At 69.9% G+C, this 23,760-nt stretch carries 22 protein-coding genes; 17 read left to right on the top strand and 5 right to left on the bottom strand.

Features of this window, described 5'->3' with window-relative positions:
* Positions 1 to 299: 299 nt before the first annotated feature.
* From ACQ3HE_RS13345 to ACQ3HE_RS13325, 5 genes are all read left to right on the top strand, one after another.
* Positions 300 to 2,591: a polyribonucleotide nucleotidyltransferase gene (locus tag ACQ3HE_RS13345; protein WP_079707114.1), complete on the top strand. Its 2,292-nt coding sequence runs from the start codon at positions 300 to 302 to the stop codon at positions 2,589 to 2,591.
* Positions 2,592 to 2,785: 194 nt separating this feature from the next.
* Positions 2,786 to 3,934, top strand: a complete 1,149-nt coding sequence (pdhA, locus tag ACQ3HE_RS13340) for a pyruvate dehydrogenase (acetyl-transferring) E1 component subunit alpha (RefSeq protein ID WP_430893128.1) — start codon at positions 2,786 to 2,788, stop codon at positions 3,932 to 3,934.
* Positions 3,931 to 4,977, top strand: a complete 1,047-nt coding sequence (locus ACQ3HE_RS13335) for an alpha-ketoacid dehydrogenase subunit beta (RefSeq protein ID WP_430893127.1) — start codon at positions 3,931 to 3,933, stop codon at positions 4,975 to 4,977. Before pdhA ends, ACQ3HE_RS13335 begins: the two co-directional genes overlap by 4 nt.
* A complete protein-coding gene (locus ACQ3HE_RS13330; RefSeq protein WP_430893126.1) occupies positions 4,974 to 6,317 on the top strand; it encodes a dihydrolipoamide acetyltransferase family protein in 1,344 nt (447 codons plus the stop codon). Before ACQ3HE_RS13335 ends, ACQ3HE_RS13330 begins: the two co-directional genes overlap by 4 nt.
* Positions 6,318 to 6,435: 118 nt before the next feature.
* Positions 6,436 to 6,813, top strand: a complete 378-nt coding sequence (locus ACQ3HE_RS13325) for a VOC family protein (protein ID WP_430893125.1) — start codon at positions 6,436 to 6,438, stop codon at positions 6,811 to 6,813.
* Positions 6,814 to 6,828: 15 nt separating this feature from the next.
* On the opposite strand, the gene ACQ3HE_RS13320 is transcribed toward ACQ3HE_RS13325, so the two are convergent.
* Positions 6,829 to 7,461 (bottom strand): TetR/AcrR family transcriptional regulator, encoded by a 633-nt coding sequence (locus ACQ3HE_RS13320; RefSeq protein ID WP_124769531.1) that lies wholly within the window; start codon positions 7,459 to 7,461, stop codon positions 6,829 to 6,831.
* A 105-nt stretch (positions 7,462 to 7,566) separates the two neighbouring features.
* Here ACQ3HE_RS13320 and ACQ3HE_RS13315 point away from each other — a divergent pair, with 105 nt between their 5' ends.
* From ACQ3HE_RS13315 to ACQ3HE_RS13270, 10 genes are all read left to right on the top strand, one after another.
* Positions 7,567 to 9,174 (top strand): carboxyl transferase domain-containing protein, encoded by a 1,608-nt coding sequence (locus ACQ3HE_RS13315; protein ID WP_430893124.1) that lies wholly within the window; start codon positions 7,567 to 7,569, stop codon positions 9,172 to 9,174.
* Positions 9,175 to 9,178: 4 nt separating this feature from the next.
* Positions 9,179 to 11,290: an acetyl/propionyl/methylcrotonyl-CoA carboxylase subunit alpha gene (locus ACQ3HE_RS13310; RefSeq protein WP_430893123.1), complete on the top strand. Its 2,112-nt coding sequence runs from the start codon at positions 9,179 to 9,181 to the stop codon at positions 11,288 to 11,290.
* Positions 11,287 to 12,453, top strand: a complete 1,167-nt coding sequence (locus tag ACQ3HE_RS13305) for an acyl-CoA dehydrogenase family protein (RefSeq protein WP_159879087.1) — start codon at positions 11,287 to 11,289, stop codon at positions 12,451 to 12,453. The genes ACQ3HE_RS13310 and ACQ3HE_RS13305 overlap by 4 nt, the downstream gene beginning before the upstream one ends.
* Before the next feature lie 7 nt (positions 12,454 to 12,460).
* A complete protein-coding gene (locus ACQ3HE_RS13300; RefSeq protein ID WP_430893122.1) occupies positions 12,461 to 12,958 on the top strand; it encodes a MaoC family dehydratase in 498 nt (165 codons plus the stop codon).
* Complete coding sequence (locus tag ACQ3HE_RS13295; protein WP_430893121.1) at positions 12,955 to 13,800, top strand: HpcH/HpaI aldolase/citrate lyase family protein; 846 nt, start codon at positions 12,955 to 12,957, stop codon at positions 13,798 to 13,800. Before ACQ3HE_RS13300 ends, ACQ3HE_RS13295 begins: the two co-directional genes overlap by 4 nt.
* 171 nt (positions 13,801 to 13,971) lie before the next feature.
* Positions 13,972 to 15,051: an aldo/keto reductase gene (locus tag ACQ3HE_RS13290; protein WP_079002693.1), complete on the top strand. Its 1,080-nt coding sequence runs from the start codon at positions 13,972 to 13,974 to the stop codon at positions 15,049 to 15,051.
* Between the two features lie 70 nt (positions 15,052 to 15,121).
* On the top strand, positions 15,122 to 16,489 hold the full coding sequence (locus ACQ3HE_RS13285) for a M16 family metallopeptidase (protein WP_430893120.1): 1,368 nt from the start codon (positions 15,122 to 15,124) through the stop codon (positions 16,487 to 16,489).
* Positions 16,490 to 17,092: a histidine phosphatase family protein gene (locus tag ACQ3HE_RS13280; RefSeq protein ID WP_071262315.1), complete on the top strand. Its 603-nt coding sequence runs from the start codon at positions 16,490 to 16,492 to the stop codon at positions 17,090 to 17,092. It begins immediately after the preceding gene.
* Between the two features lie 47 nt (positions 17,093 to 17,139).
* Positions 17,140 to 17,958 (top strand): 4-hydroxy-tetrahydrodipicolinate reductase, encoded by an 819-nt coding sequence (gene dapB / locus ACQ3HE_RS13275; protein ID WP_430893119.1) that lies wholly within the window; start codon positions 17,140 to 17,142, stop codon positions 17,956 to 17,958.
* An 11-nt stretch (positions 17,959 to 17,969) separates the two neighbouring features.
* Positions 17,970 to 18,392 carry a hypothetical protein gene (locus ACQ3HE_RS13270; protein ID WP_430893118.1) on the top strand — a complete coding sequence of 141 codons (423 nt, stop codon included), beginning with the start codon at positions 17,970 to 17,972 and terminating at the stop codon, positions 18,390 to 18,392.
* 23 nt (positions 18,393 to 18,415) lie between these two features.
* On the opposite strand, the gene ACQ3HE_RS13265 is transcribed toward ACQ3HE_RS13270, so the two are convergent.
* The 4 genes from ACQ3HE_RS13265 to ACQ3HE_RS13250 form a co-directional block, all read right to left on the bottom strand.
* Positions 18,416 to 19,306 carry a TIGR01777 family oxidoreductase gene (locus tag ACQ3HE_RS13265; RefSeq protein ID WP_124769520.1) on the bottom strand — a complete coding sequence of 297 codons (891 nt, stop codon included), beginning with the start codon at positions 19,304 to 19,306 and terminating at the stop codon, positions 18,416 to 18,418.
* A 39-nt stretch (positions 19,307 to 19,345) separates the two neighbouring features.
* Positions 19,346 to 19,771: an OsmC family peroxiredoxin gene (locus ACQ3HE_RS13260; protein WP_079707096.1), complete on the bottom strand. Its 426-nt coding sequence runs from the start codon at positions 19,769 to 19,771 to the stop codon at positions 19,346 to 19,348.
* A 128-nt stretch (positions 19,772 to 19,899) separates the two neighbouring features.
* Positions 19,900 to 20,400, bottom strand: a complete 501-nt coding sequence (locus ACQ3HE_RS13255; protein ID WP_430893117.1) for a DUF4395 domain-containing protein — start codon at positions 20,398 to 20,400, stop codon at positions 19,900 to 19,902.
* Positions 20,397 to 20,831, bottom strand: a complete 435-nt coding sequence (locus ACQ3HE_RS13250) for a thioredoxin family protein (RefSeq protein WP_430893116.1) — start codon at positions 20,829 to 20,831, stop codon at positions 20,397 to 20,399. The genes ACQ3HE_RS13255 and ACQ3HE_RS13250 overlap by 4 nt, the downstream gene beginning before the upstream one ends.
* A 108-nt stretch (positions 20,832 to 20,939) precedes the next feature.
* Here ACQ3HE_RS13250 and dapA point away from each other — a divergent pair, with 108 nt between their 5' ends.
* Both dapA and ACQ3HE_RS13240 read left to right on the top strand, forming a co-directional pair.
* The gene (dapA, locus tag ACQ3HE_RS13245; protein ID WP_124769516.1) at positions 20,940 to 21,917 is read left to right on the top strand and encodes a 4-hydroxy-tetrahydrodipicolinate synthase; all 978 of its coding nucleotides are present in this window, start codon (positions 20,940 to 20,942) and stop codon (positions 21,915 to 21,917) included.
* A gap of 20 nt (positions 21,918 to 21,937) precedes the next feature.
* Entirely contained in the window at positions 21,938 to 23,614 is a 1,677-nt protein-coding gene (locus ACQ3HE_RS13240; RefSeq protein WP_064294449.1) for a ribonuclease J, read from the top strand.
* Positions 23,615 to 23,760: the final 146 nt, after the last annotated feature.

Raw genomic sequence — 23,760 nt, 5'->3', positions numbered from 1 at the left:
ATCCGTGTCGTTCCGGGGATCGCCGAACCCCCCTCTGCTAGGCTGACCGACGGCGGACCGTGATGGTCCGCTCCGCGCACAGCCAGCCGACAGGAAGCTGGTCCTCGGTGGTGTATCCCTCGCGATCCGCGGGTGGTGTTCTACTGGTGGCCAGCCAAGTCCCGGAAGACCGGGCGGCTTGAGCAAGTACTGCGGCTGTGTTGCGCGCTGCATCATGCACGACCGCGCTCGACGGCGCGTCCATTCGGGACGCGCGGCCCGTCACTCGACGGGAGCGCACACGTACGAAGGAGAGACCTGTGGAAGGTCCAGAAATCAAGTTCGCCGAGGCCGTTCTCGACAACGGCAAGTTCGGCAAGCGCACGGTCCGGTTCGAAGCCGGCCGCCTCGCGCAGCAGGCACAGGGCGCGATCGCCGCGTACCTCGACGAGGAGACCATGCTCCTGTCGGCCACCTCGGCCGGAAAGCACCCCAAGGACAACTTCGACTTCTTCCCCCTCACGGTGGACGTCGAGGAGCGCTCCTACGCCGCCGGCAAGATCCCCGGTTCGTTCTTCCGTCGTGAGGGCCGCCCCTCGACCGAGGCGATCCTCGTCTGCCGCCTCATCGACCGGCCGCTGCGCCCGTCGTTCGTCACCGGCCTCCGCAACGAGGTCCAGATCGTCATCACCGTCCTCTCGATCGCTCCGGGTGAGTTCTACGACGCCCTCGCGATCAACGCGGCGTCGATGTCCACCCAGATCTCGGGTCTGCCGTTCTCCGGTCCGATCGGCGCCGTCCGTCTCGCGCTGATCCCCGGCCAGGCCGGCGAGGCCGACCAGTGGGTCGCCTTCCCGAAGGTCGACCAGCTCGAGGAGGCCGTCTTCGACATCATCGTCGCCGGTCGCATCGTGACCGACGCCAACGGCAACGAAGACGTCGCGATCATGATGGTCGAGGCGGAAGCCACCGAGAACAGCTGGAACCTCATCAAGGGCGGCGCCACGAAGCCCGACGAGGCGGTCGTGGCTGCCGGTCTCGAGGCCTCCAAGCCGTTCCTCAAGCAGCTCGTCAAGGCACAGAGCGAACTCGCCGCTCAGGCGGCCAAGGAGATCGCGGCCTACCCCGTGTTCCTCCCGTACACGCAGGAGAGCTACGACGCCGTCGCCGGTCTCGCACACGACGAACTGGTGAACGTCTACCAGATCGCCGACAAGATCGAGCGCCAGAACGCCGACGACGCCCTCAAGGACCGTGTCAAGGCGGAGATCACCGAGCGCGTCGAGGCCGGTTCGCTCGACGCCGAGGTACTCACCCAGTTCTCTGCGGCCTACAAGTCCGTCTCGAAGGTCGTCATGCGCGGCCGTGTCCTCCGCGAGGGCATCCGCATCGACGGCCGTGGCCTGACCGACATCCGTCCGCTCGACGCCGAGGTGCAGGTCATCCCGCGCGTCCACGGTTCCGCGATCTTCCAGCGCGGCGAGACCCAGATCCTGGGTGTCACCACGCTGAACATGCTCAAGATGGAGCAGCAGATCGACTCGCTGTCGCCCGTCACGAAGAAGCGCTACCTGCACCACTACAACTTCCCGCCCTACTCGACCGGTGAGACCGGCCGGGTCGGTTCGCCGAAGCGTCGCGAGATCGGGCACGGCTTCCTCGCCGAGCGCGCACTCGTGCCGGTGCTGCCGAGCCGCGAGGAGTTCCCTTACGCGATCCGTCAGGTCTCGGAGGCCCTCGGGTCCAACGGTTCGACCTCGATGGGTTCCGTCTGCGCCTCGACCCTGTCGCTGCTGAACGCCGGTGTGCCGCTCCGCGCACCCGTCGCCGGTATCGCCATGGGCCTCATCTCCGACGTCGTCGACGGTGAGACCCGCTACGCGGCGCTCACCGACATCCTCGGCGCCGAAGACGCCCTGGGCGACATGGACTTCAAGGTCGCCGGTACCTCCGAGTTCGTCACGGCCATCCAGCTCGACACGAAGCTCGACGGCATCCCGACCTCGGTCCTGACCGGTGCGCTCCAGCAGGCCAAGGACGCCCGCACGACGATCCTCTCCGTGCTGAACGCGGCGATCGACGCTCCCGACGAGATGGCGCCGACCGCGCCTCGCGTCATCAGCGTCCAGATCCCCGTCGACAAGATCGGCGAGCTGATCGGCCCGAAGGGCAAGACGATCAACTCGATCCAGGACGAGACCGGCGCCGACATCTCCATCGAGGAGGACGGCACCGTCTACATCGGCGCCGTCGACGGTCCGTCGGCCGAGGCCGCTCGTGCCCAGGTCAACGCGATCGCGAACCCCACCAACCCGGAGGTCGGCGAGCAGTTCCTCGGAACCGTCGTCAAGATCGCCGCGTTCGGCGCGTTCGTCTCGCTGCTCCCGGGCAAGGACGGCCTGCTGCACATCTCCGAGGTCCGCAAGCTCGCCGGTGGCAAGCGTGTGGAGAACGTCGAAGACGTGCTCGGCGTCGGCCAGAAGATCCTCGTCGAGATCACGAAGATCGACGACCGCGGCAAGCTCTCGCTCGCTCCGGTCGTGGCCGATGAGGCCGACACGCACGGCAGCGACGCTGCCAGCGAAGGCCCCGAGGCCCCGGCCGAAGGCTAAGCCTCAGCAGCTGCACCCGAACGCCCGTCCCGCTTCCGCGGGGCGGGCGTTCGCCGTTGAGCGGAGTGTCGACGGTTGAGCGCCAGGGTGATCCGGCGTAGCCTCGGACCACCTCGCGATGACGCGAGGGCACGGCATCGCTCACGAGGCACCGCCGTGAGGTCACCGAACTCAAGGCGGCGTGCATCGTGTCGATGGAGACTCACACCCAATTCCCGCAGGATTCCGACGAGCGGGGCGGTGATGCACGCGAACCGGTCCCGGTCGACCACGGGTGCGTCCAGCTCCTCGATCCGGACGGCGTCCGTCAGGAGGACGCCCTCTACGACCTCTTCGTCGCCGACCTCGGTCACACCGAGCTGCTCGCGCTCTACGAGGACATGGTCGTCACGCGCCGCATCGACACGGAGGCGACGGCTCTGCAACGGCAGGGCGAGATCGGTCTGTGGCCGCCGTCGCTCGGGCAGGAGGCCGCCCAGGTGGGGTCGGCGCGGGTCCTGCGGCGCGGGGACTTCGTCTTCACGAGCTACCGCGAACAGGCCGTCGCGTACTGCCGTGGCGTCGAACTCGATCAATTGATGGCGATGTGGCGGGGGACCGCGCTGTCGGGCTGGGACCCGTTCGCGGTCGGCATGGCGACGCCGGCGGTCATCATCGGGGCCCAGACGCTCCATGCGACGGGCTACGCGATGGGCTGTCAGCGCGACGGGTCCGACGCGGTGGCCGTGGCCTACTTCGGCGACGGGGCGACGAGTCAGGGCGACGTGAACGAGGCGCTGGTGCTGGCCGCGAGCTTCCAGGCACCCGTGGTCTTCTTCTGCCAGAACAACCAGTACGCGATCTCCGAGCCCGTCGGGCTGCAGGCCCAGCGCCCCATCGCGGACCGGGCACCGGGCTTCGGGGTGCCGAGCATGCGGGTCGACGGCAACGACGTGGTCGCCGTGACGGCGGCGATGCGGATCGCCGTCGACCGCGCACGTTCCGGTGGTGGGCCGACCTTCATCGAGGCCGTCACCTACCGCATGGGGCCGCACACCACCTCGGACGATCCGACGCGGTACCGGGACGAGAGCGAGGTCGCGTCGTGGCGTGCGAAGGATCCGATCACCCGTCTCGAGCGTCTGCTGGAGTCCGAAGGGGTCCTCGACGAGACGGCCCGAGCCCACGTCGCGTCCGTCGCCGACGCCGCGGCCGCCCGGGTCCGTGCGGGGTGCCTCGCCTTGCCTGCCCCTCACCCGCTCTCGCTCTTCGACGAGGTCTACGCCACCGCCCACCCCGGGCTCGAACGGCAACGCGAGGAGTACCGCTCCTACCTCGCGATGTTCGACGGTGGTGCCCGATGACCACGCTCACCCTCAGCAAGGCGATCAACACCGGACTGCACCACGCCCTCGCCGATGACGACCGGGTCCTGTTGCTCGGCGAGGACATCGGCCGACTCGGCGGGGTGTTCCGGGTGACCGACGGCCTCCAGGCTGAGTTCGGCGCCGATCGCGTCGTCGACACGCCGCTGGCGGAGTCCGCGATCATCGGAGCGGCGATCGGTCTGGCGTTCCGAGGCTTCCGCCCGGTGTGCGAGATCCAGTTCGACGGGTTCATCTATCCGGGCTTCGACCAGATCGTCGCGCAGTTGGCGAAGCTGCACTACCGGACGAAGGGCGCCGTGCGGATGCCGGTCACCATCCGGGTGCCGTACGGCGGAGGAATCGGCGCCGTCGAGCACCACTCCGAGTCCCCGGAGGCGTACTTCGCGCACACGGCGGGACTGCGCGTGGTGACGTGCTCGGACCCCCAGGACGCGCACACCATGATCCGTCAGGCGATCGCGTGCGACGACCCGGTGCTGTTCTTCGAACCGAAGCGGCGGTACTGGACGAAGGGTGAGGTCCTCGACGACCTCCCCGCCGATCCGCTCGCGTTCACCCGTGCGCGGACCGTTCGCGCCGGCACGGACGCGACGCTGGTCGCCTACGGTCCGCTCGTCCAGACGGCGCTCGAGGCTGCGGAGGCCGCGGCCGACGAGGGTGTCGACCTGGAGGTGATCGACCTCCGATCCCTCGCGCCCTTGGACGTCGACGCGGTCGCCGCCTCGGTCGAGAAGACCGGGCGACTCGTCATCACGCACGAGGCGCAACGCTCCGGAGGGGTCGGAGCCGAGCTGGCGGCCTCGATCACCGAACGCTGCTTCGACCTCCTCGAAGAGGCCCCGGTGCGGGTGACGGGGTTCGACACCCCCTATCCCGCGTCGGCGCTCGAGGACCACTTCCTCCCGGACCTCGACCGGATCCTGGACGGGGTGGATCGCGCACTGGGGCGTCGGTCCTCGGCCTCCGTTGTGGGCAGGGCCGATGCCCGGCCTGTGACCGGTGGGGAGGGACGGCGATGAAGCGGTTCTCCCTACCCGATCTCGGTGAAGGTCTGACCGAGAGCGAACTCGTGTCCTGGCGCGTCGCCGTCGGCGACCACGTCGAGCTCAACCAGGTGATCGCCGAGGTCGAGACCGCGAAGGCGCTCGTCGAACTGCCCGCGCCGACCGCCGGCGTGGTCACGAGGCTCCACGTCGAACCGGGGACGACGGTCCTCGTCGGCGAGGCGCTCGTCGACTTCGCCCCCGATGGTGAGACCGCTCCGCCCCCGTCGGTCCCCGAGGCCGACCGAGCGGAGGTCGACCGTCCGAGTGGGGCCGCGGACCGCGAGCCGGTCCTCGTCGGCTACGGTCCTCGCACGGCGAGCGGTGAACGGCCACGGCGCCGTGCCCGGTCCGCCGGCGATGACACACCTGCCCCGGCGCACACCGCCCCGGTGCCGGAGCGTTCTCGGCCCCGCGCGACACCGCCGGTCCGGCGACTCGCCCGTGATCTGGGCGTCGACCTCGGAACGCTCGTCGGCACCGGCGTCGGTGGTCGGATCGCGCGTGAGGAGGTCGAGCGCGCTGCGACCGGCCTGAGTGGGCAGCTGCCGGAGCGTGCTCGCGGAGCGGCAGCGGCACCGGCCGGGACCCCAGAGGCGACGGCCACGGCGGCCGACGGGTCGGTGCGTCGGCCGATCACGGGTGTCAGGCGTCGGACCGCCGAGGCGATGGTGAGCAGCGCGTTCACGGCTCCCCACGTGACGGAGTTCCTGACGGTCGACGTGACGCCGACGATGTCGCTGCTGGACGCGCTCGCCCGCTCGCCTCGGACCGGGGACCACCGGGTCAACATCCTGACCGTCCTCGCCAAAGCGGTGTGCATCGCCGTGAGACGAACTCCCGCGGTCAACGCGAGTTGGGACGAGGCTGCCGGGGAGATCGTCGAGTACGGCCACGTCGGACTCGGGATCGCCGCAGCGACGCCGCGAGGACTCCTCGTGCCGAACATCGCTCGGGCGGAGGAGCTCAGCCTGTTCGAACTCGCGGACGCCGTGTCGGACCTCGTCCGCACGGCCCGCGAGGGACGCACCGCTCCGGCGGAACTGCGAGGGGGGACGATCACGATCTCCAACGTCGGCGTCTTCGGCGTCGATGCGGGGACGCCGATCCTGAACCCCGGTGAGGCGGCGATCATCGCGCTCGGTGCCGTCCGTCGCCAGCCGTGGGAGTTCGAGGGGCAGGTCGCGCTGCGACACGTCGTGACGCTGTCGCTGTCGTTCGACCATCGGCTCATCGACGGAGAGCAGGGGTCCCGGTTCCTCGTCGACCTCGGAACGATGCTCTCCGATCCGGCGATGGTCCTGACGATGGTGTGATCGTCGAGTCCAGGCCCTCGCGCTCGCCCGCCCCGGCGGCCGTTCGGGCCTGGACGCGACGACCGCGACGTGGCATCGTGCATCGTGTACGCATCGGGAATCAGCAAAGGAGCGGCTCATGGTCACCTACACGGATGTCTTCAGCGGGTTCTCGGTCGACGACATCGACGCGGCGAGGGCGTTCTACGGGGACGTCCTCGGTCTCACGGTCACGGACAACGCCATGGGATTCCTGGACGTAGCGCTCCCCGCCGGCGGGTCGGTGCTCGTCTACGGCAAGCCGGACCACACACCAGCCTCGTTCACGGTGCTGAACCTCGTGGTCGAGGACATCGACACGGCGGTCGACGAGCTGCAGGCGCAGGGCGTGGTGACGAAGCTGTACCCCGACGACGTCCTGCCGACGGACGCGAAGGGGATCATGCGCGGGAACGGCCCGGACATCGCCTGGTTCACCGATCCAGCGGGGAACGTCCTGTCCGTGCTCGTCGACTGACGCTGCTCCGCGTCCTCACGCGGCGAGCAGGGCGGCCAGTGCCATCCGCTCGAGCGTCGAGCGCACCGCCTCGCGGTCGGGTGTCCCGGCCTCGTTCCTGCCGAGGGAGGTGCTGTGGGACGTGGAGTTGATCAGTCCGAAGCCCGCGAGCGCCCGGACCCGCAGTTCCGCCGCTGGGATCGTGGGATGCAGCGTCGTGAGGACATCCACCCACCGCTCGACGTAGCGCCGCTGGAGGGTGCGGACCGCGCGGCGGTCGTCCGGTGCCAGACTGTCGAGGTCGTGGTCCTGGATGCGGATCACGTCGGGGTCGTCGAGGGCGAAAGCCACGTGGAAGGTGACCAACGAACGCAGTGCTCGATCGCTGTCCGGAGCCTGCTCGACCTCGCGGGTCCCGCCATCCAGCAGGTCCTGACTGACGCCGACGAGGAGTGCTGCGAGGACGGCCTGCTTGCTCGGGAAGTGGCGGTAGACGGCGGGTCCGCTCATGCCGACGGCCGTTCCGAGGTCCTCCATCGACACCCCGGCGAAGCCGCGCTCGGCGAACAGTCCGGCCGCTGACCGCAGGAGGGCGGAGCGACGTGCCGCTTTCGCCTCCGAGCGCCCGAGGTGCGGCGGGTTCGGGGACGGCGTGTCACGACCGGTCATCGGATCTCCTCGGGGTGGACTTTTTCAGTTAATGAACTGTAACCTCTCTTTCAGTGAGTGATGAGTAACTGAATGCACTCACGGTCGATGACGACAGGAGCCCGAGTGCCCACCCTCACGAGCGGTGCCGATCCCACCTCAGCCCGATTCCGCGAGCAGGAGGCGGCGCAGCGGGCGCTCGTGACGGTGCTCGAACAGACGATGGCGGCCGCGGCCCTGGGCGGACCGGAGGCGTCGCGGGCCCGGCATGTCGCCCGGGGGAAGCTGCTGCCGCGCGATCGGGTCGACCGCCTGCTCGACGAGGGGAGCCCCTTCCTCGAGATCGCGCCCTTGGCCGCGCACGGTATGTACGACGACGCGACTCCCGGCGCCGGGGTCATCGCCGGGATCGGCCTCGTCCACGGACGACACGTGCTCGTCGTGTCGAACGATGCGACCGCGAAGGGCGGCTCGTACTTCCCGATGACGGTGAAGAAGCACCTCCGGGCCCAGGAGATCGCGGCCGCGAACCGACTGCCGTGCCTGTACCTCGTCGACTCCGGGGGAGCGAACCTCCCGACGCAGGATGAGGTCTTCCCCGATCGGGACCACTTCGGCCGAATCTTCTTCAACCAGGCCAGGATGTCGGCGGTCGGCATCCCGCAACTCGCTGCCGTACTCGGGTCCTGCACCGCCGGAGGTGCGTACGTCCCCGCCATGAGCGACGAGAACGTGATCGTGCGTGGCCAGGGCACGATCTTCTTGGGTGGTCCACCCCTCGTGAAAGCCGCGATCGGCGAGGTCGTGACGCCGGAGCAACTCGGCGGCGGCGACCTCCACGCCCGGGTGTCGGGGGTCACGGACCACCTCGCCGACGACGACGCGCACGCGCTCGACATCCTCCGGGATGCGGTCGCGACGCTGCCGGCGCCCCACCAGCGCGCGTGGGAGGTGCGTCCGAGCGTGCCGCCGATCGTCCCGGAGGCGGAACTGTACGGCGTCGTCCCGGCGGAGCTGCAGACGGCCTACGATGTCCGTGAGGTGATCGCGCGGCTCGTCGACGGCAGTGACTTCTCGGAGTTCAAGCGCGAGTACGGCGACACCCTCGTGACCGGGTTCGCGAGGCTGCACGGGCACCCCGTCGGCATCATCGCGAACAACGGCGTGCTCTTCAGCGAGTCGGCCCTGAAGGGCGCTCACTTCATCGAGCTCGCCGACCAGCGCGGCATCCCGTTGCTGTTCCTCCAGAACATCTCGGGCTTCATGGTCGGCAGTGACGCCGAGGCCGGAGGCATCGCCAAGCACGGCGCGAAGATGGTCACCGCGGTCGCGACCACCCGGGTGCCGAAGCTGACGGTGGTGATCGGTGGTTCGTTCGGCGCCGGCAACTACTCCATGTGCGGCCGGGCCTACGATCCCCGGTTCCTCTGGATGTGGCCGGGCGCGCGCATCTCCGTCATGGGGGGACAGCAGGCGGCGAGTGTCCTCGCGACCGTCAAACGCGACCAACTCGAGGCCCGCGGTGAGGCGTGGACCGCCCAGGCGGAGGAGGACTTCCGGGCGCCGATCCTCGCCGACTTCGAGGAGCAGGGCAACCCGTACTACTCGACCGCACGGCTCTGGGACGACGGCATCATCGACCCCGCCCGGACCCGCACGGTCCTCGGACTCGCGCTCGAGGTGTGCTCCCGCGCGCCCCTGCCGGAACCCGGCTTCGGCCTCTTCAGGATGTGACGGCATGACGATCCAGACACCGAACCCGCCCGGCCGCGCACCCGCGCGTCCCTTCCGCTCCGTCCTCGTCGCGAACCGCGGCGAGATCGCCTGTCGCGTGATCCGCACGCTCGGGGCGATGGAGATCGAGAGCATCGCGGTCTTCAGTGACGCCGACCGCGACGCCCCGCATGTCAGGCTCGCGGACCGCGCCGTCCGCCTGGGACCCGCGCCGGCCGTGGACAGCTACCTCGACGTCGACGCCGTCGTCCGAGCCGCCGTCACGACCGGGGCCGAGGCGGTGCACCCGGGCTACGGCTTCCTGTCCGAACAACCCGCGCTCGCGAGGGCGCTCGCCGCTGCCGGGATCGTCTTCATCGGACCGGACGAGCGCGCCTTAGTCCTCATGGGCGACAAGATCCGGGCGAAGGACCACGTCGCGGCTCGAGGCGTCCCGATCATCGAGGGCGTCGCCGACGCCTCGCTCGACGACGACGCGCTCGTCCGTGCCGGCGTCGCCATCGGCTTCCCGCTCATCGTCAAGCCGGCGGGTGGTGGCGGCGGCAAGGGGATGCAGGTGGTGGAGCGCGCCGAGGAGCTCCCATCGGCCATCGCCTCCGCGCACCGGGTGGCCGAGGCGGCCTTCGGCGACGCCACGCTCCTCCTCGAGCGGTTCGTCACGAGACCCCGGCACATCGAGGTGCAGGTGCTCGCGGACGCCCACGGTGCGGTCGTGCACCTCGGGGAGCGCGAGTGCTCGCTCCAGCGTCGGCACCAGAAGGTGGTGGAGGAGTCCCCGTCGCCGCTCGTCGACGACCGGCAGCGGGCGCGACTCGGCGAGGCGGCCTGCACGGTCGCACGGAGCGTCGGCTACCGAGGGGTGGGGACCGTCGAGTTCCTCGTCGCCGACGACCGACCCGACGAGTTCGCCTTCCTCGAGATGAACACGCGGTTGCAGGTGGAGCATCCGGTCACCGAGCTCGTCACGGGGCTCGACCTCGTGGAGTGGCAGGTGCGCGTCGCCGCCGGTGAACCGCTGGCGATGACGCAGGACGACGTCGTCCTGCGTGGTCACGCGGTGGAGGCGCGGCTGTACGCGGAGGACCCGTCGAGCGGCTTCCTGCCCCAGACCGGGGTGCTCGAGCGGGTGCGTCTGCCGCACGGGCCGGGCGTCCGCGTCGACGGCGGCATCGCCGCCGGGCAGTTCGTCGGCCCCTGGTACGACCCCATGCTCGCGAAGATCGTGTGCTGGGCGGAGGATCGCGGGACCGCGCTCCGGCGACTCGACGCCGCGCTCGCGGCGACGGTGGTCTTCGGTGTCCGCACGAACCTCGGCTTCCTCCGGCGGCTCCTCGCCGACGAGGACGTCGTCGCGGGACGACTGCACACCGGTCTCATCGCCGACCTGCTCGACGACAGCCCGTCCGCCGCGACGTCCGAGCGGGTCCTGACCGCAGGGGCGCTCGCCGAAACGGACGACCGACGATTCGAGGCCGCAGCGCGGACCGCCGGACTCGGGACGCCGTGGTCGGATCCCGGTGGGTGGCGCCTCGGCGCGGCAGCACCGACGCGACAGCACCTGCGTCGTGAGGACGGACGCATCGTCCGCATCGAGGTGCGTGGGTCGAGCGATGACGCGAGCGTCTCCGTCGATGACGCGGCACCGACCCGGGCCGCGGTCCTCAGCCGGTCGGACGGCACCCTGCGGTTCGAGCACGACGGTGTCAGCACCCCGTTGGAGACCGTCCGCGTGGGGGACGAACGATGGATCGCGCTCGACGGTGCCATCAGTGTGGTCGAGGTGGTCCCGCGTGGGGCGCTCCCAGCCGGAGGGGATCCGACTGCGGCCGGTGCGGTCGATCCGGAGGTGCGGACGCCGATGCCCGGCACCGTCACGGCCGTGCACGTCACGAGCGGCGACGCCGTCACCGCCGGTCAGCCGCTGGTCACCGTCGAAGCGATGAAGATGGAGCACCTCCTCACCGCCACGACCGACGGCACGGTCACCCTCCACGTCGCCACGGGTGGCACGGTCGCCACCCGTCAGTCGGTTGCGACGATCGCCGCAGACCCCGTCGCAGCACACCTCAACGCAGCCCCAACCGATGCAGCACCCACGAACGGAGCATCAGCATGAACACCGAGCTCAGCCCCGAGCACCAGCGGATCGTCGACACGGTCAAGGCGTTCGCCGACGAGGTCGTCGCGCCCGCCGCCTATCAGTACGACACGGAACGGCGTCTGCCGTACGACATCATCGCGCAGATGGGGGAGCTGGGACTCTTCGGGCTGCCGTTCCCGAAGGAACTCGGCGGCGGGGGGATGGACTACTTCGCGCTCTGCCTCGCCGTCGAGCAGCTCGGACGCGTCGACCAGAGCATCGGCGTCACCCTCGAGGCCGGCGTCGGCCTCGGAGCCATGCCGATCTACCTGTACGGCACCGACGCCCAGCGCGAGGAATGGATCCCGCAGCTCGCGAGCGGGCAGGCGCTCGCCGCGTTCGGCCTCACCGAGGCGCGTGCCGGCAGTGATGCAGGCGCGACGGAGACCACCGCCGAGCTCGTCGACGGTGAGTGGGTGATCAACGGCACGAAGCAGTTCATCACCAACTCCGGGAGCGAGATCACCAGTCTCGTGACGGTCACGGCCGTCACGGGGGAGCGGGTCCGATCCGACGGCCGGGTGACGAAGGAGTTGTCGTCGATCCTCGTGCCGGTCCCGACGCCGGGCTTCACCGCGCTACCGCCCTACGACAAGGTCGGGTGGCACACCTCCGACACCCACCCGCTGCGGTTCGAGGACGTCCGCGTGCCGGAGGGCAACCTGCTCGGCGAACGCGGGCGCGGGTACGCCAACTTCCTCACGGCGCTCGACGGTGGACGGATCGCCGTGGCCGCGCTCGCCGTCGGAGCGGCCCAGGGGTGCCTCGAGGAGGCGATCCGCTACGCCAAGGAGCGGGTCGTGTTCGGTCGGGCGATCGGTGACAACCAGTGGATCGCCTTCCGGATCGCGAAGATGCAGGCGCGGGTCCACACCGCCAGGCAGGCCTACTACGACGCCGCGTCGCGCATGCTCCGGGGAGCGCCCTACAAGATGGAGGCCTCCATCGCGAAGATGGTCGCCGGGGAGGCCGCGATGGACAACGCACGCGACGCGACCCAGATCTTCGGCGGCTACGGGTTCCTCAACGAGAACCCGGTGGCGCGGCACTACCGGGACTCCAAGATCCTCGAGATCGGGGAGGGCACCACCGAGGTGCAGCTCATGATCATCGCCCGCGAACTCGGCTTCGCGTCCTGAGGACATGATGAGCGAACCGTCCGAGGGGCAGCCCGGCCCCGTGATCGAGCAGCGGGGCCTGTACTTCGAGGAGTTCGTGGTGGGTGCGACCTACCGCCATCGCCCAGGGCGCACCCTCACGGAAGCCGACAACGTCCTGTTCTCGACCCTCACCATGAACGGGCAATCACTGCACGTGGATGCCGCGTGGTCTGCGACCGGGCCCTTCGGGGAACGGCTCGTGAACTCGATGCTGACCCTCTCGACGCTCGTGGGGCTGTCGGTCGCGCAGCTCACCGAGCAGACGATCGTCGCGAACCTGGGCTTCACCGACATCGCCTTCCCGAACCCGATGCGCCACGGCGACACGCTGTACGCCGAGACGCTGGTGACGGCCAAACGGCTGTCGTCGTCGAGGCCGGGCGAGGGTGTCGTCACGCTGCTCCACACGGGTCGGAACCAGGACGGCGTCGTCGTCGCGACCGCGACCAGGAGCACGCTCGTCCAGTGCTCGGTTGCATCGTGACCGGCGCCGTAGCGTTCGACCTGGGGCCGGCGATCCTCTTCGTCCCGGCCGACCGTCCGGACCGCTTCGCGAAAGCGGCCGAGCGCGCGGATGCCGTCATCCTCGATCTCGAGGACGCCGTGGCCCCTGCCGACAAGCCGGCCGCCCGCCGGGCGATCGTCGACCATCCGCTCGATCCCTCGCGCACGGTCGTCCGGGTCGACCCGGCTGGGACCGTCGATTTCGACGAGGACGCCGCGGCGCTCGCGGACACCGCCTATCGCACGGTCATGCTTGCGAAGACGGAGACGACCGCGGCGCTCGACCGGCTCGTGGACGCGATCCCGGACGTCCGGATCATCGCGCTGTGCGAGACCGCTGCCGGTGTCGTGCAGGCACCCGCGTTGGCCGCCCATCCTGCGGTCGTCGCGCTCATGTGGGGCTCTGAAGACCTCATCGCCTCCCTGGGCGGCACGAGCAGTCGGCGGGCCGACGGGCGATACCGGGACGTCGTCAGACAGGCGCGGTCGTCGGTGCTGCTCGCCGCGGGAGCCGCCGGGGTGGCCGCGATCGACGCGGTCCACCTCGACATCGACGATCTCGACGGGCTCGCGGACGAGGCGGCGGACGCGGCCGCCGTCGGCTGTATCGCCTCCGCGTGCATCCACCCCGGACAGGTCCCGACCGTTCGCGCCGCCTACCGCCCGGACCCCCGATCGGTCACAGCGGCGCGTGCGCTGCTCGACGCCGCAGCGGGAGCCGCCGGCGTGTTCCGACACGAGGGACGCATGGTCGACGAGCCGCTCCTGCGGCACGCGCGACTCGTGCTCGCCCGTGCCGAGGTGTCCGTCGATCCGAGGTGATCGACCGACTCCCGCAATCGTTACGAATCAGTTGCCACCCCGTCGTGATGTCGTCCAGCCGAAGTCGCCGGTCTCCTCTAGCCTGGTGAGCAAGCACCGGCCCGTCGCGCCACGCACGGATCCCGACGGTGCAGCGCGTCACCGGTCGGCGGACCGAGAGAGGGGCAGGGGATGCCACACCTCTGGCGCTCGTCGAGCACCCGTGGCAGTTCTCTCGTCGGCGGAGCAGCGGACGGCGTCGACGACGACGCGAGTCGGCGTCCCGAGCAGCTCGTCCCGCACCCGTCCTTCCCGACGCCCGTCCAGGACCCCGAGCCTTCTGAGGCACCGAGGCGCACGATCGGCGACTCCGAGTTGTCGGTCTTCCCGGTCGTGCTCGGCGGCAGCGTGTTCGGGTGGACCGTCGACCCCGACACGACATCGGACATCCTCGACCGGTTCCACGACTCCGGCGGCAACATGGTGGACACCGCCGACAGCTACGCGGGCGGACGCAGCGAGATCCTCATCGGCAACTGGATGCGGAAGCGCCGCAACCGGGACGACATGGTCGTCGCGACGAAGATCGGCCGGCACCCCGACTACCCGGGTCTCGGCTCGGTGAGCATCATCCGCGCGGTCGAGGCGGCGCTCGAACGGTTGCAGACCGACCACATCGACCTGCTGTCCTTCCACGACGACGACCCGAGCATCCCGTTGGCCGACAGCCTCGGGACGGTCGACTGGTTGATCGAGACCGGCAAGGTCCGCTACCTCGGCACCTCGAACACGACCCCTGAACGGCTCATGGAGGCGCGGATCCTCTCGGCGAGCGGCTTCACCCAGTTCGTCGCGCTCGAGACGCACTACAGCCTCATGCACCGGGAGCCGTACGAGAGCACCCTCGCGCTCGTCGCGACGGCCCAGCACCTCGGTGTCCTGCCCTACTTCGCCCTCGCGAACGGCTTCCTGACGGGCCGCTACCGCACTCGTTCCGACCTCGACCCGAGCACCCGCGGCAGTCGCGCCGCGACCCATCTCCACCGCCGTGGACTGCGGGTCCTGCACGTCCTCGACGAGATCGCGGAGGAGAACCGCTGCACGGTGGCCTCGGCGGCGCTCGCCTGGGCCATGTCACGTCCCGGCGTCGTCGCGCCCATCGCGAGCGCGTCCCAGCCGGCTCACGTCGACTCGCTCATCGCGGCGGCCGACGTGCGGCTGAGCCGCGGGCAGATCCTCGAGCTCGACCGCGTCTCCGGTCGCTTGCGCTGAGTCGACCGGCGGGCGCCTGCTCACGGTCGCTCGCGCGCGACGCCCGGGAACCTGACGTATGGTTGGGGTGATGAACGCCGCCGTCGACTTTCCGCTCACTCGTCCCGAGCTCGCGTTCACCGCATCCGGGGACGCGCTCGTCCGCCGGACGGTCCTGCCCAACGGGCTGCGGATCCTGAGCGAACACATGCCGGGCAGCCGCAGCGCGACGATCGGCTACTGGGTGGCCGTCGGCTCCCGCGACGAACAACCGGCGACCGCCGATCGACCGGCGACCTTCGGCTCGACGCACTTCCTGGAGCACCTCCTGTTCAAGGGCACGCCGTCGCGTTCCGCCCTCGACATCGCGGTCGCCTTCGACGCCGTCGGCGGCGAGCACAACGCGCTCACGGCCAAGGAGCACACCTGCTACTACGCCAAGGTGCGCGATCGCGACCTGCCGATGGCGGTGGACGTCATCACCGACATGCTCACCTCCTCGCTGCTCGACCCGGAGGAGTTCGAGAACGAACGCGGCGTCATCCTCGAAGAGCTCGCGATGATGGACGACGATCCAGGGGACGTCGCCAACGAACGGTTCTTCGAGCGCGTGCTCGGCGAGCACCCGCTCGGGCGTCCCATCGGCGGTCACCCGCAGTCGATCATCGAGGTCGGCCGGGACGCCGTCGTGGCGCACTACCGAGCCAACTACCGTGCGAACGACGTCATCGTGACGGCGGCCGGCGCCGTCGACCACGACGCGCTCGTCGCCCAGGTGTCGGATGCGCTCGTGCAAGCGGGCTGGCCGGCGGACGCGGTGGCCGCACCGGTCGCGCGTCGGACACTCGCTCCTGCTGCCGTCGTCGGCGGCTCGCCGCTCTCGGTCGTGCACCGACCCACCGAGCAGGTCCACCTGCAGATCGGCGGAGCGGGCCTCATCGCGGGCGATGAGCGACGATTCGCCATGAGCATGCTCAACTCGATCCTCGGCGGCGGCATGTCCAGCCGCCTGTTCCAGGAGATCCGAGAACGGCGCGGGCTCGCCTACTCGGTGTACTCGTTCGCCGGCAGCTACTCGGACGCCGGCGTCTTCGGCCTCGCTGCCGCCTGCTCCACGGCGAAGGCGGCGACCGTGGCCGAGCTCATGCTCGCCGAACTCCTCCGGCTCGCCGAGCACGGCGTGACGGACGAGGAGTTGTCGCGGGCGCTCGGCCAGCTGAGCGGCGCCTCGGCGCTGGCCCTGGAGGATTCGGACTCCCGGATGAGCCGACTCGGTCGAGCGGAGCTGACCCTCGGCGAGTTCATCGACCTCGACGAGAGCATCCGTCGCCTGCAGTCCGTCGGTCAGGACGACGTCCAGCAGCTCGCGCAGCACCTCGCCGCGCAGCCCATCACGGTGTCGGCGGTCGGAGCCGTCGACGAGGACACCTTCGCTCCGATCATCGCGGGGGTGCGTTGAATGTCCCATTACCTGTATCTCGTCAGACACGGCGAGCAGCAGCACGCTGAGCACGGCTTGCCCGACGGACCACTGTCGGCACGCGGTCGGCGTCAGGCACAGCTGCTCGCGGAGCGCCTCGGCGGTGTGCCCATGACCGCGGCATGGCACTCGCCGTTGCAGCGGGCTGCGGAGACCGCCCAGATCATCGCGGAGCGGATGCCGGCCGTCACACCGGAGCCGTCGTCGCTGCTCTTCGACTGCGTCCCGAGCGGACGCACACCGGAGACGCCGTCGGCGTTCGACCCCTTCTTCGGTTCGATCACCGAGGCGGAGATCGAGGCGGGCGAAGCGCAGATGGCCGACGCCGCCGCCGAGTTCCTCTCGCCGAAGCGCGGTGACCATCACGAGCTGCTCATCACGCACAACTTCGTCATCGGGTGGCTCGTCCGCGAGGCGCTCCAGGCGCCCGCATGGCGCTGGGTGAGCATCAACCAGGCCAACGGCGGACTGACGGTGCTGCACCAGCGCGCCGGGCGTCCGTGGAGCCTCATCACCCACAACGACCTCGCGCACCTCCCCATGGAGCTCCGCACGGGTCTTCCCGAGCCGCACATCGTCTAGCCGGGCGGCCCGCCTCCTCCCGGACGGGCAGCACGTAAGCTGAGGGCATGACGACACGAGTGGCGCTGGCCGGCGCGAGCGGCAAGATGGGCCGACTGTTCACCAGCATCATCGGTTCACTCGACGACTTCGAGCTGGTCGCGTCGCTCGGTTCGTCGAGCGAGTTGAGCGACATGGACGGGGCGGACCTCGTCGTCGACGTCACGGTCCCGGGGGTCAGCCAGCGGATCGTCGACCACGCCGTCGCCCAGGGCATCAACGTGCTCGTCGGGACGAGCGGTTGGTCGGCCGAGCGTATCCAGCGACTCGACCGCCGGCTCGCCGAGCTGCCCGAGCAGGGCGTCGTCATCATCCCCAACTTCTCGCTGGGGTCCGTCTTGTCGACGAGTCTCGCGACCGTCGCGGCCCGTTTCTTCGACTCGATCGAGATCATCGAGTCCCACCGCGACACGAAGGTGGACTCGCCCTCCGGGACCGCCGTGCGCACCGCCGAGCTGATGATGGCCGCTCGTGGCGACCGTGGGCCCGTCGCCGCCCCGCACACCGACCAGCGGGCGAGGGGACAGCAGGTCTCGAGCATCCCGATCCACAGCCTGCGGCTCCAGGGTGTCGTCGCCCGCCAGGAGGTCGTGTTCGGTGGCGTCGACGAACTCGTCACGATCACGCACGACACGATCTCGCCCGCGTCCTACGAGCGGGGCATCCGGCTCGCCCTCGTGGCCGCCCGCGACGCCCGGGGAGTCACCGTCGGTCTCGACAGTCTGCTCGACCTCGGACTCGATCGCCCAGGGCCGGCGGGTCGGCGGCCCGCCCAGGGGGCGCCCGAGCACGTCTCCGGCCAAGCCGCGGCGGCCAGCGCCCTGTGAAGACCCGCGTCATGGTCGCGATCATCGCGGCACTGCTCGTCCTCTACATCGTCCTCGTCGGGTACCGTGCCGTCGTCCTCCTCGGCACCGGCGAGCCTGTCGGCGTAGCCATGGGTGCCGCGCTCATCGTCCTGCCGATCCTCGGAGTCTGGGCGCTCTGGCGCGAGATCGCCTTCGGGTTGGGCGCCGAGCGCCTCGGCGTCCGCCTCGAGGCCGAGGGCGGCCTTCCGCCCGAGCAGGTCGAGACCCGCGAGAGCGGCCGGCCGATGCGTGATGCCGCAGACGAGCTGTTCCCGAAGTACCGTGACGCGGCCGAGGCCGCTCCCGACGACTGGCGATCCTGGTACCGCCTCGGACTCGTCTACGACGGTGCCGGAGACCGCCGCCGCGCACGGCAGGCCATCCGGCAGGCGATCCGGCTCTCGCGGAGCTGACCGGAGCGGCGGCGTCCCGTCGTTCAGTCCCGGGCGAGTGCTTCGGCCAACGCCTGCTCGACGGTCGGCGTGCTGAACGTGAAGCCGTCGTCCAGGAGCCGACGAGGTTCGACGCGCTGATCGCTCAGCAGCAGTCCGTCGGCGGCGTCGCCGAGGAGCGCCTTGAGGGCGAACTTCGGGACGCGGAGCAGATAGGGCCGGTTCATCCGTCTGGCGAGCTCGAACATGAGGTCGTCGGCGCGGGCGGCTTGCGGACCGCACAGGTTCACCGGTCCGGACAGCGTCGAGGTCAGGAGGTGGGTGATCGCCCGGACCTCGTCCTGCAGCCCGATCCAGGGCCAGAACTGGCGGCCCGAACCGAGCGGACCGGCGACACCGAACCGGGTGAGCGGTGCCAGCGGCTTGAGCACGCCTGCCAGGTCGACGACGATGCCGTTGCGGAGCAGCACGGTGCGGACGGCGTCGGGCGCTGCGAGCGCCGAGTCCTCCCAGGCGACGACGACGTCGGCGAGGTATCCGGCCCCTCTGGAGGAGTCCTCCGTGAGGGTCTCTCCGGGACGGTCGCCGTAGTACCCGACCGCCGAACCACTGAGGAAGGCGGCCGGTGGCTGCTCCGCCCGGTTCATGGCGTCGACGAGTGTCCGGGTGGCGCTGAGTCGTGACCAGAGGATCGTGGATCGGTAGGCCGCCGTCCACGGCAGCTTGCCGAGGGAGGCGCCGGAGAGGTTGACGACCGCGTCGGCGCCGCTCAGGACCGCCGGATCCAGCACGCCTGCCAGCGGATCCCACTCCGCTTCTCCGGCACCACGCGCCGGACGTCGTACGAGCCGGACGACGTCATGGCCGTCGGTCTCGAGGGAGCGCCCGAGCGCCGTTCCGATGAGCCCGGAGGCTCCGCCGATCACGATGCGCATGCGCGTCGCCTTCCTGGTCGTGCTGCTGGACGGTGGTGGTTACGCGAGGCTGGCTTCGAGGGTGATCGGGATGCCGGCGAGCGCCTGCGAGACCGGGCAACCCTCCTTCGCCGCCGTGGCGATGCGCTCGAAGTCGGCCTCGGAGATGCCGGGGACGACCGCGCTGACGAGCAGGTGGCTGCCGGTGATGCCGGTGCCGGGGGTGAAGGAGACCGCTGCGGTCGCCTGGATGCGCTCCGGCGGGAATCCGGCGCTCGTGAGTTCGTTGGCGAACGCCATCGAGTAGCAGGAGGCGTGTGCAGCCCCGAGCAGTTCCTCCGGGGTCGTCGTCGTGTTGGACCCCTCGGAGCGTGCCTTCCAGTCGACGGCGAACTCGGCCGCCTCGGAGGTGTCGAGGCTCGTGTGCCCGGATCCCTCGAAGAGCGTGCCGTTCCAGACCGTCGTGGCTTCGCTTGTTACCGCCATGGTGCAACCTCCATCGTCGGGCCGTGCGGGAGCGCATCGGCGCTGGTGTTCGTGGGGTCAGCCTAACCGGATCGACCTGGACGGTCACCCCGTCGACAAACGGTGTCGACAGGTGCTTCAGGCCACCATCACGCTGGTCGTCCGATGAGGCGGGCGCGGAGGAGGAGCACATACAGGCGGCAGCCGAGGCAGAACCCGAACGCCGCGTTGAGGAAGGCGGCCACGAACGCGGCACCGGCGGAGACGGCGAGGGATCCCGGCAACCCGACGAGGTGCAGCACGAGTCCGATCGCGACCACCACGAGCCCGACGCCCTGCGCGAAGGTCGGTGGTTCAGGTGCCTCGAGTTCGACGGGCGGGCCGAGCCTCGGGCGGATGAGGCGTCGGAACACGACGCCGTACGGGTGGCGTCGGATCCCGGCGAACGCGCCCCACGCGAACAGGGCTGCGATGACGACGAGGAGGACGAAGGCCGGTTGGCCGGCCCGCGCGGGCAGCGTGTCGGCGAGCGGCGCCGTCAGCGCGAGGAAGACGGCGACGAGGAGGAGCACGGCGGTCACGGTCGCGCCGAACCGCGGGCTGCGCGGGTCGATGCCGGTCGGCTGTGCTGCTGGAGGGTTCGAGGTCATGCTGGTCTCCCGAGGACGGATCGGAGCTCGCCGGCGAGCACCGCACGGCGTGCGGCCCCGGAGAACCGACCGCGCACGATCCCGGCGCGGTCGAGGAGGAGGACGGTGGGCGTCTGCAGGACGGAGAAGCGGTCCGCGAGGTCGGGACGGTGGGTCAGGTCGACGTCGAGGACGCCCACGCCCGCCTCCCCGTCGGCCAGCTCGTGCAGCAGTCGTCTGGTCCCGGGGCACTGCGCACAGAACTCGGTGCTGAACTGCACCAGGGTGGCCGATCGGCCGAGCGGAGTGGTCGTCCCGAGTGCCGCCGATGAGAGGCGGTCCCCGTCAGTGCGGTGCGTCGCACGCCCGCTCCGTGCACGCACGAGCAGACCCACCGCCGTCGTGGACAGGACGAGGACGAGGATCAGCGAGAGGGCGGGCAGCGGGGACATGGTGTCCGTCAGGATAGGTTCCGGGTGCCGGTCCCTCGGCCAGTGTGACGCGAGGTGACGGCCGTGCGGATGGTGACCCGCAAGAGGGAAACCCGATAGCCTGAGAGGGTGTCGCGTGCAGAGAACCCCTTCGGTCAAGTCCTCGTCGCCCTGGTGACGCCGTTCACCGCCGACGGCGAGGTCGACTGGAAGGCCGTCGAGCGACACATCGACGACGTCGTGACCGCGGGGGCCGACGGCATCGTCGTCACCGGCACCACGGGTGAGACGTCCACGCTGACGGACCCGGAGAAGGTCAAGCTCGTCGAGGTCGGCAAGGCCGTCGCGGGCGGGCGCGCGAAGATCATCACCGGTGGTGGCTCCAACGAGACGGCCCACGCGATCGAGCTCGCGAAGAAGAGCGAGCAGGCGGGCGCCGACGGCAACATGATCGTCACCCCGTACTACAACAAGCCCACCCAGGCCGGCGTGCTCACCCATTTCCGCATGATCGCCGACTCCACGGATCTGCCGGTCATCCTCTACGACATCCCGGGGCGAACCGGCATCCCCATCACCTACGAGACGATCCTGCGTGCGGCCAAGCACCCGAACATCCTCGCGGTGAAGGACGCCAAGGGCGACCTCAGCGAGGTGAGCCGGGTCATGAACCAGACGGACCTCATGTACTTCGCGGGCGACGACGCCAACGCACTGCCGACGCTCGCCATCGGCGGCACCGGCCTCATCGGCGTCACGGCCAACATCGCGCCGACGCCCTACCGACACATGGTCGACGCGGTGAACTCCGGCGACCTCGCCGCGGCGACCGCCGCGCACCGGCAGCTCGAGCCGCTCGTGCGCGCGGTCATGACCCACGTCCCCGGCACCGTCGCCGCCAAATACATCTTGCACGGCCTCGGCCGGATCCAGAGCCCGCGGGTACGTCTTCCGCTGGTCGGTCCGGAGGAGTGGGAGGCTGCGCAGATCGAGGATGAGATCGACCTGGTGAAGGACATCCCAGGCGTCGACTTCCGCAACTTCCGGCCAGACCGCAACGCCGCCGCCGGTGGCGCGTTGCCCAAGGTCGCCGGTACGACTCGCTAGACAAACCAGAGGGGGGCTACATGCCCAATACCATCATCGATCCGCCAGTCCTCGAGCCGGGGACGCTCCGCGTCATCCCCATCGGAGGACTCGGCGAGATCGGCAGGAACATGACCTGCTTCGAGATCGACGGCAAGATCCTGATCGTCGACTGCGGCGTGCTCTTCCCCGAAGAGCACCAGCCGGGCGTCGACCTGATCCTGCCCGACTTCACCTCCATCAAGGACCGGCTCGACGACATCGTCGGCGTCGTGCTCACGCACGGTCACGAGGACCACATCGGCGCCGTGCCGTACCTCCTGAAGCTCCGCAAGGACATCCCGCTGATCGGTTCCGGCCTGACGCTCGCGCTCATCGAGGCGAAGCTCAAGGAGCACCGCATCGTCCCCTACACCCTGCCGGTGAAGGAGGGCCAGATCGAGGCGCTGGGGCCGTTCGACCTCGAGTTCGTCGCGGTCAACCACTCGATCCCGGACGCGCTCGCGGTGTTCATCGACACCGACGCCGGCACCGTCCTCGTGACCGGTGACTTCAAGATGGACCAGCTGCCGCTCGACGGCCGCCTGACGGACCTCCGCGCCTTCGCCCGCCTCGGTGAAGAAGGCGTCGACCTCTTCCTCGTCGACTCGACGAACGCCGACGTGCCGGGCTTCACACCGCTCGAGCGGTCCATCGGGCCGGTCCTCGACCAGGTCATCGCGAAGTCCGAGCGCCGTGTCATCGTCGCGAGCTTCTCGAGTCACGTGCACCGCGTCCAGCAGGTCCTCGACGCGGCTCACGCCCACGGCCGCCGGGTCGCGTTCCTCGGTCGTTCCATGGTGCGCAACATGGGGATCGCAGCCGACCTCGGGTACCTGAACGTCCCCGAGGGCCTGCTCATCGACTACAAGAAGGCGAAGGACCTCCCCGAGGACAAGATCGTCTACATGTCGACCGGGTCACAGGGCGAGCCGATGGCCGTCCTCAGTCGGATGGCGAACCTCGACCACGCGATCGAGCCGGGCCCGGGCGACACCGTCATCCTCGCCTCGAGCCTCATCCCGGGCAACGAGAACGCGGTCTACCGGGTCATCGACGGCTTGACGAAGCTCGGCGCCACCGTCGTCCACAAGGGCAACGCGAAGGTCCACGTCTCCGGTCACGCAGCCGCCGGTGAGCTGCTCTACTGCTACAACATCCTCCAGCCGAAGAACGTGCTCCCGGTCCACGGCGAGTACCGTCACCTCGTCGCGAACCAGAAGCTCGCGATCGACAGCGGTGTCCCGGCGCAGAACACCTTCATCGGCGAGGACGGCATCGTCATCGACCTGAAGGACGGCGTCGCGAAGGTCGTCGGCCAGCTCGACGTCGGGCTCGTCTACGTCGACGGCTCGACCGTCGGCGAGATCACCGACGCCGACCTCAAGGACCGTCGCATCCTGGCGGAGGAGGGCTTCATCTCGGTCATCGTCGTCGTCGACTCGAAGACCGGGCACATCATCTCCGGCCCCGAGGTGCACGCGAAGGGCTTCGCCGAGGACGACAAGGTCTTCGCCGACATCAAGCCGAAGGTCGCCAAGGCACTCGCCGAGGCGGCGGAGAACGGCGTCCGCGACACGCACGCGCTGTCGCAGGTGATCCGTCGGACCGTCGGCCGCTGGGTCAACACGTCCTTCCGTCGCCGCCCGATGATCGTCCCGCTCGTCATCGAGGCCTGATCACGGGTCGGGTCCGCTCGGTCCCACCCGCCAGGAGGCGGTCGAACATCATTCGCGAGGGTGATGTCCGGCCGCCTTCCGCGTTGCTACCTTGGAATCCCCTATGGCCGCTCGTCACTCCGACTGCGGTGGATTCCGGAGGTCGG

The organism is Plantibacter auratus (assembly GCF_050587365.1).
In the GTDB taxonomy this organism is placed as follows: Bacteria; Actinomycetota; Actinomycetes; order Actinomycetales; family Microbacteriaceae; genus Plantibacter; species Plantibacter auratus.
Note: the sequence above shows the minus strand (reverse complement) of the source record. Positions and strands in the feature narration are given on the sequence as shown.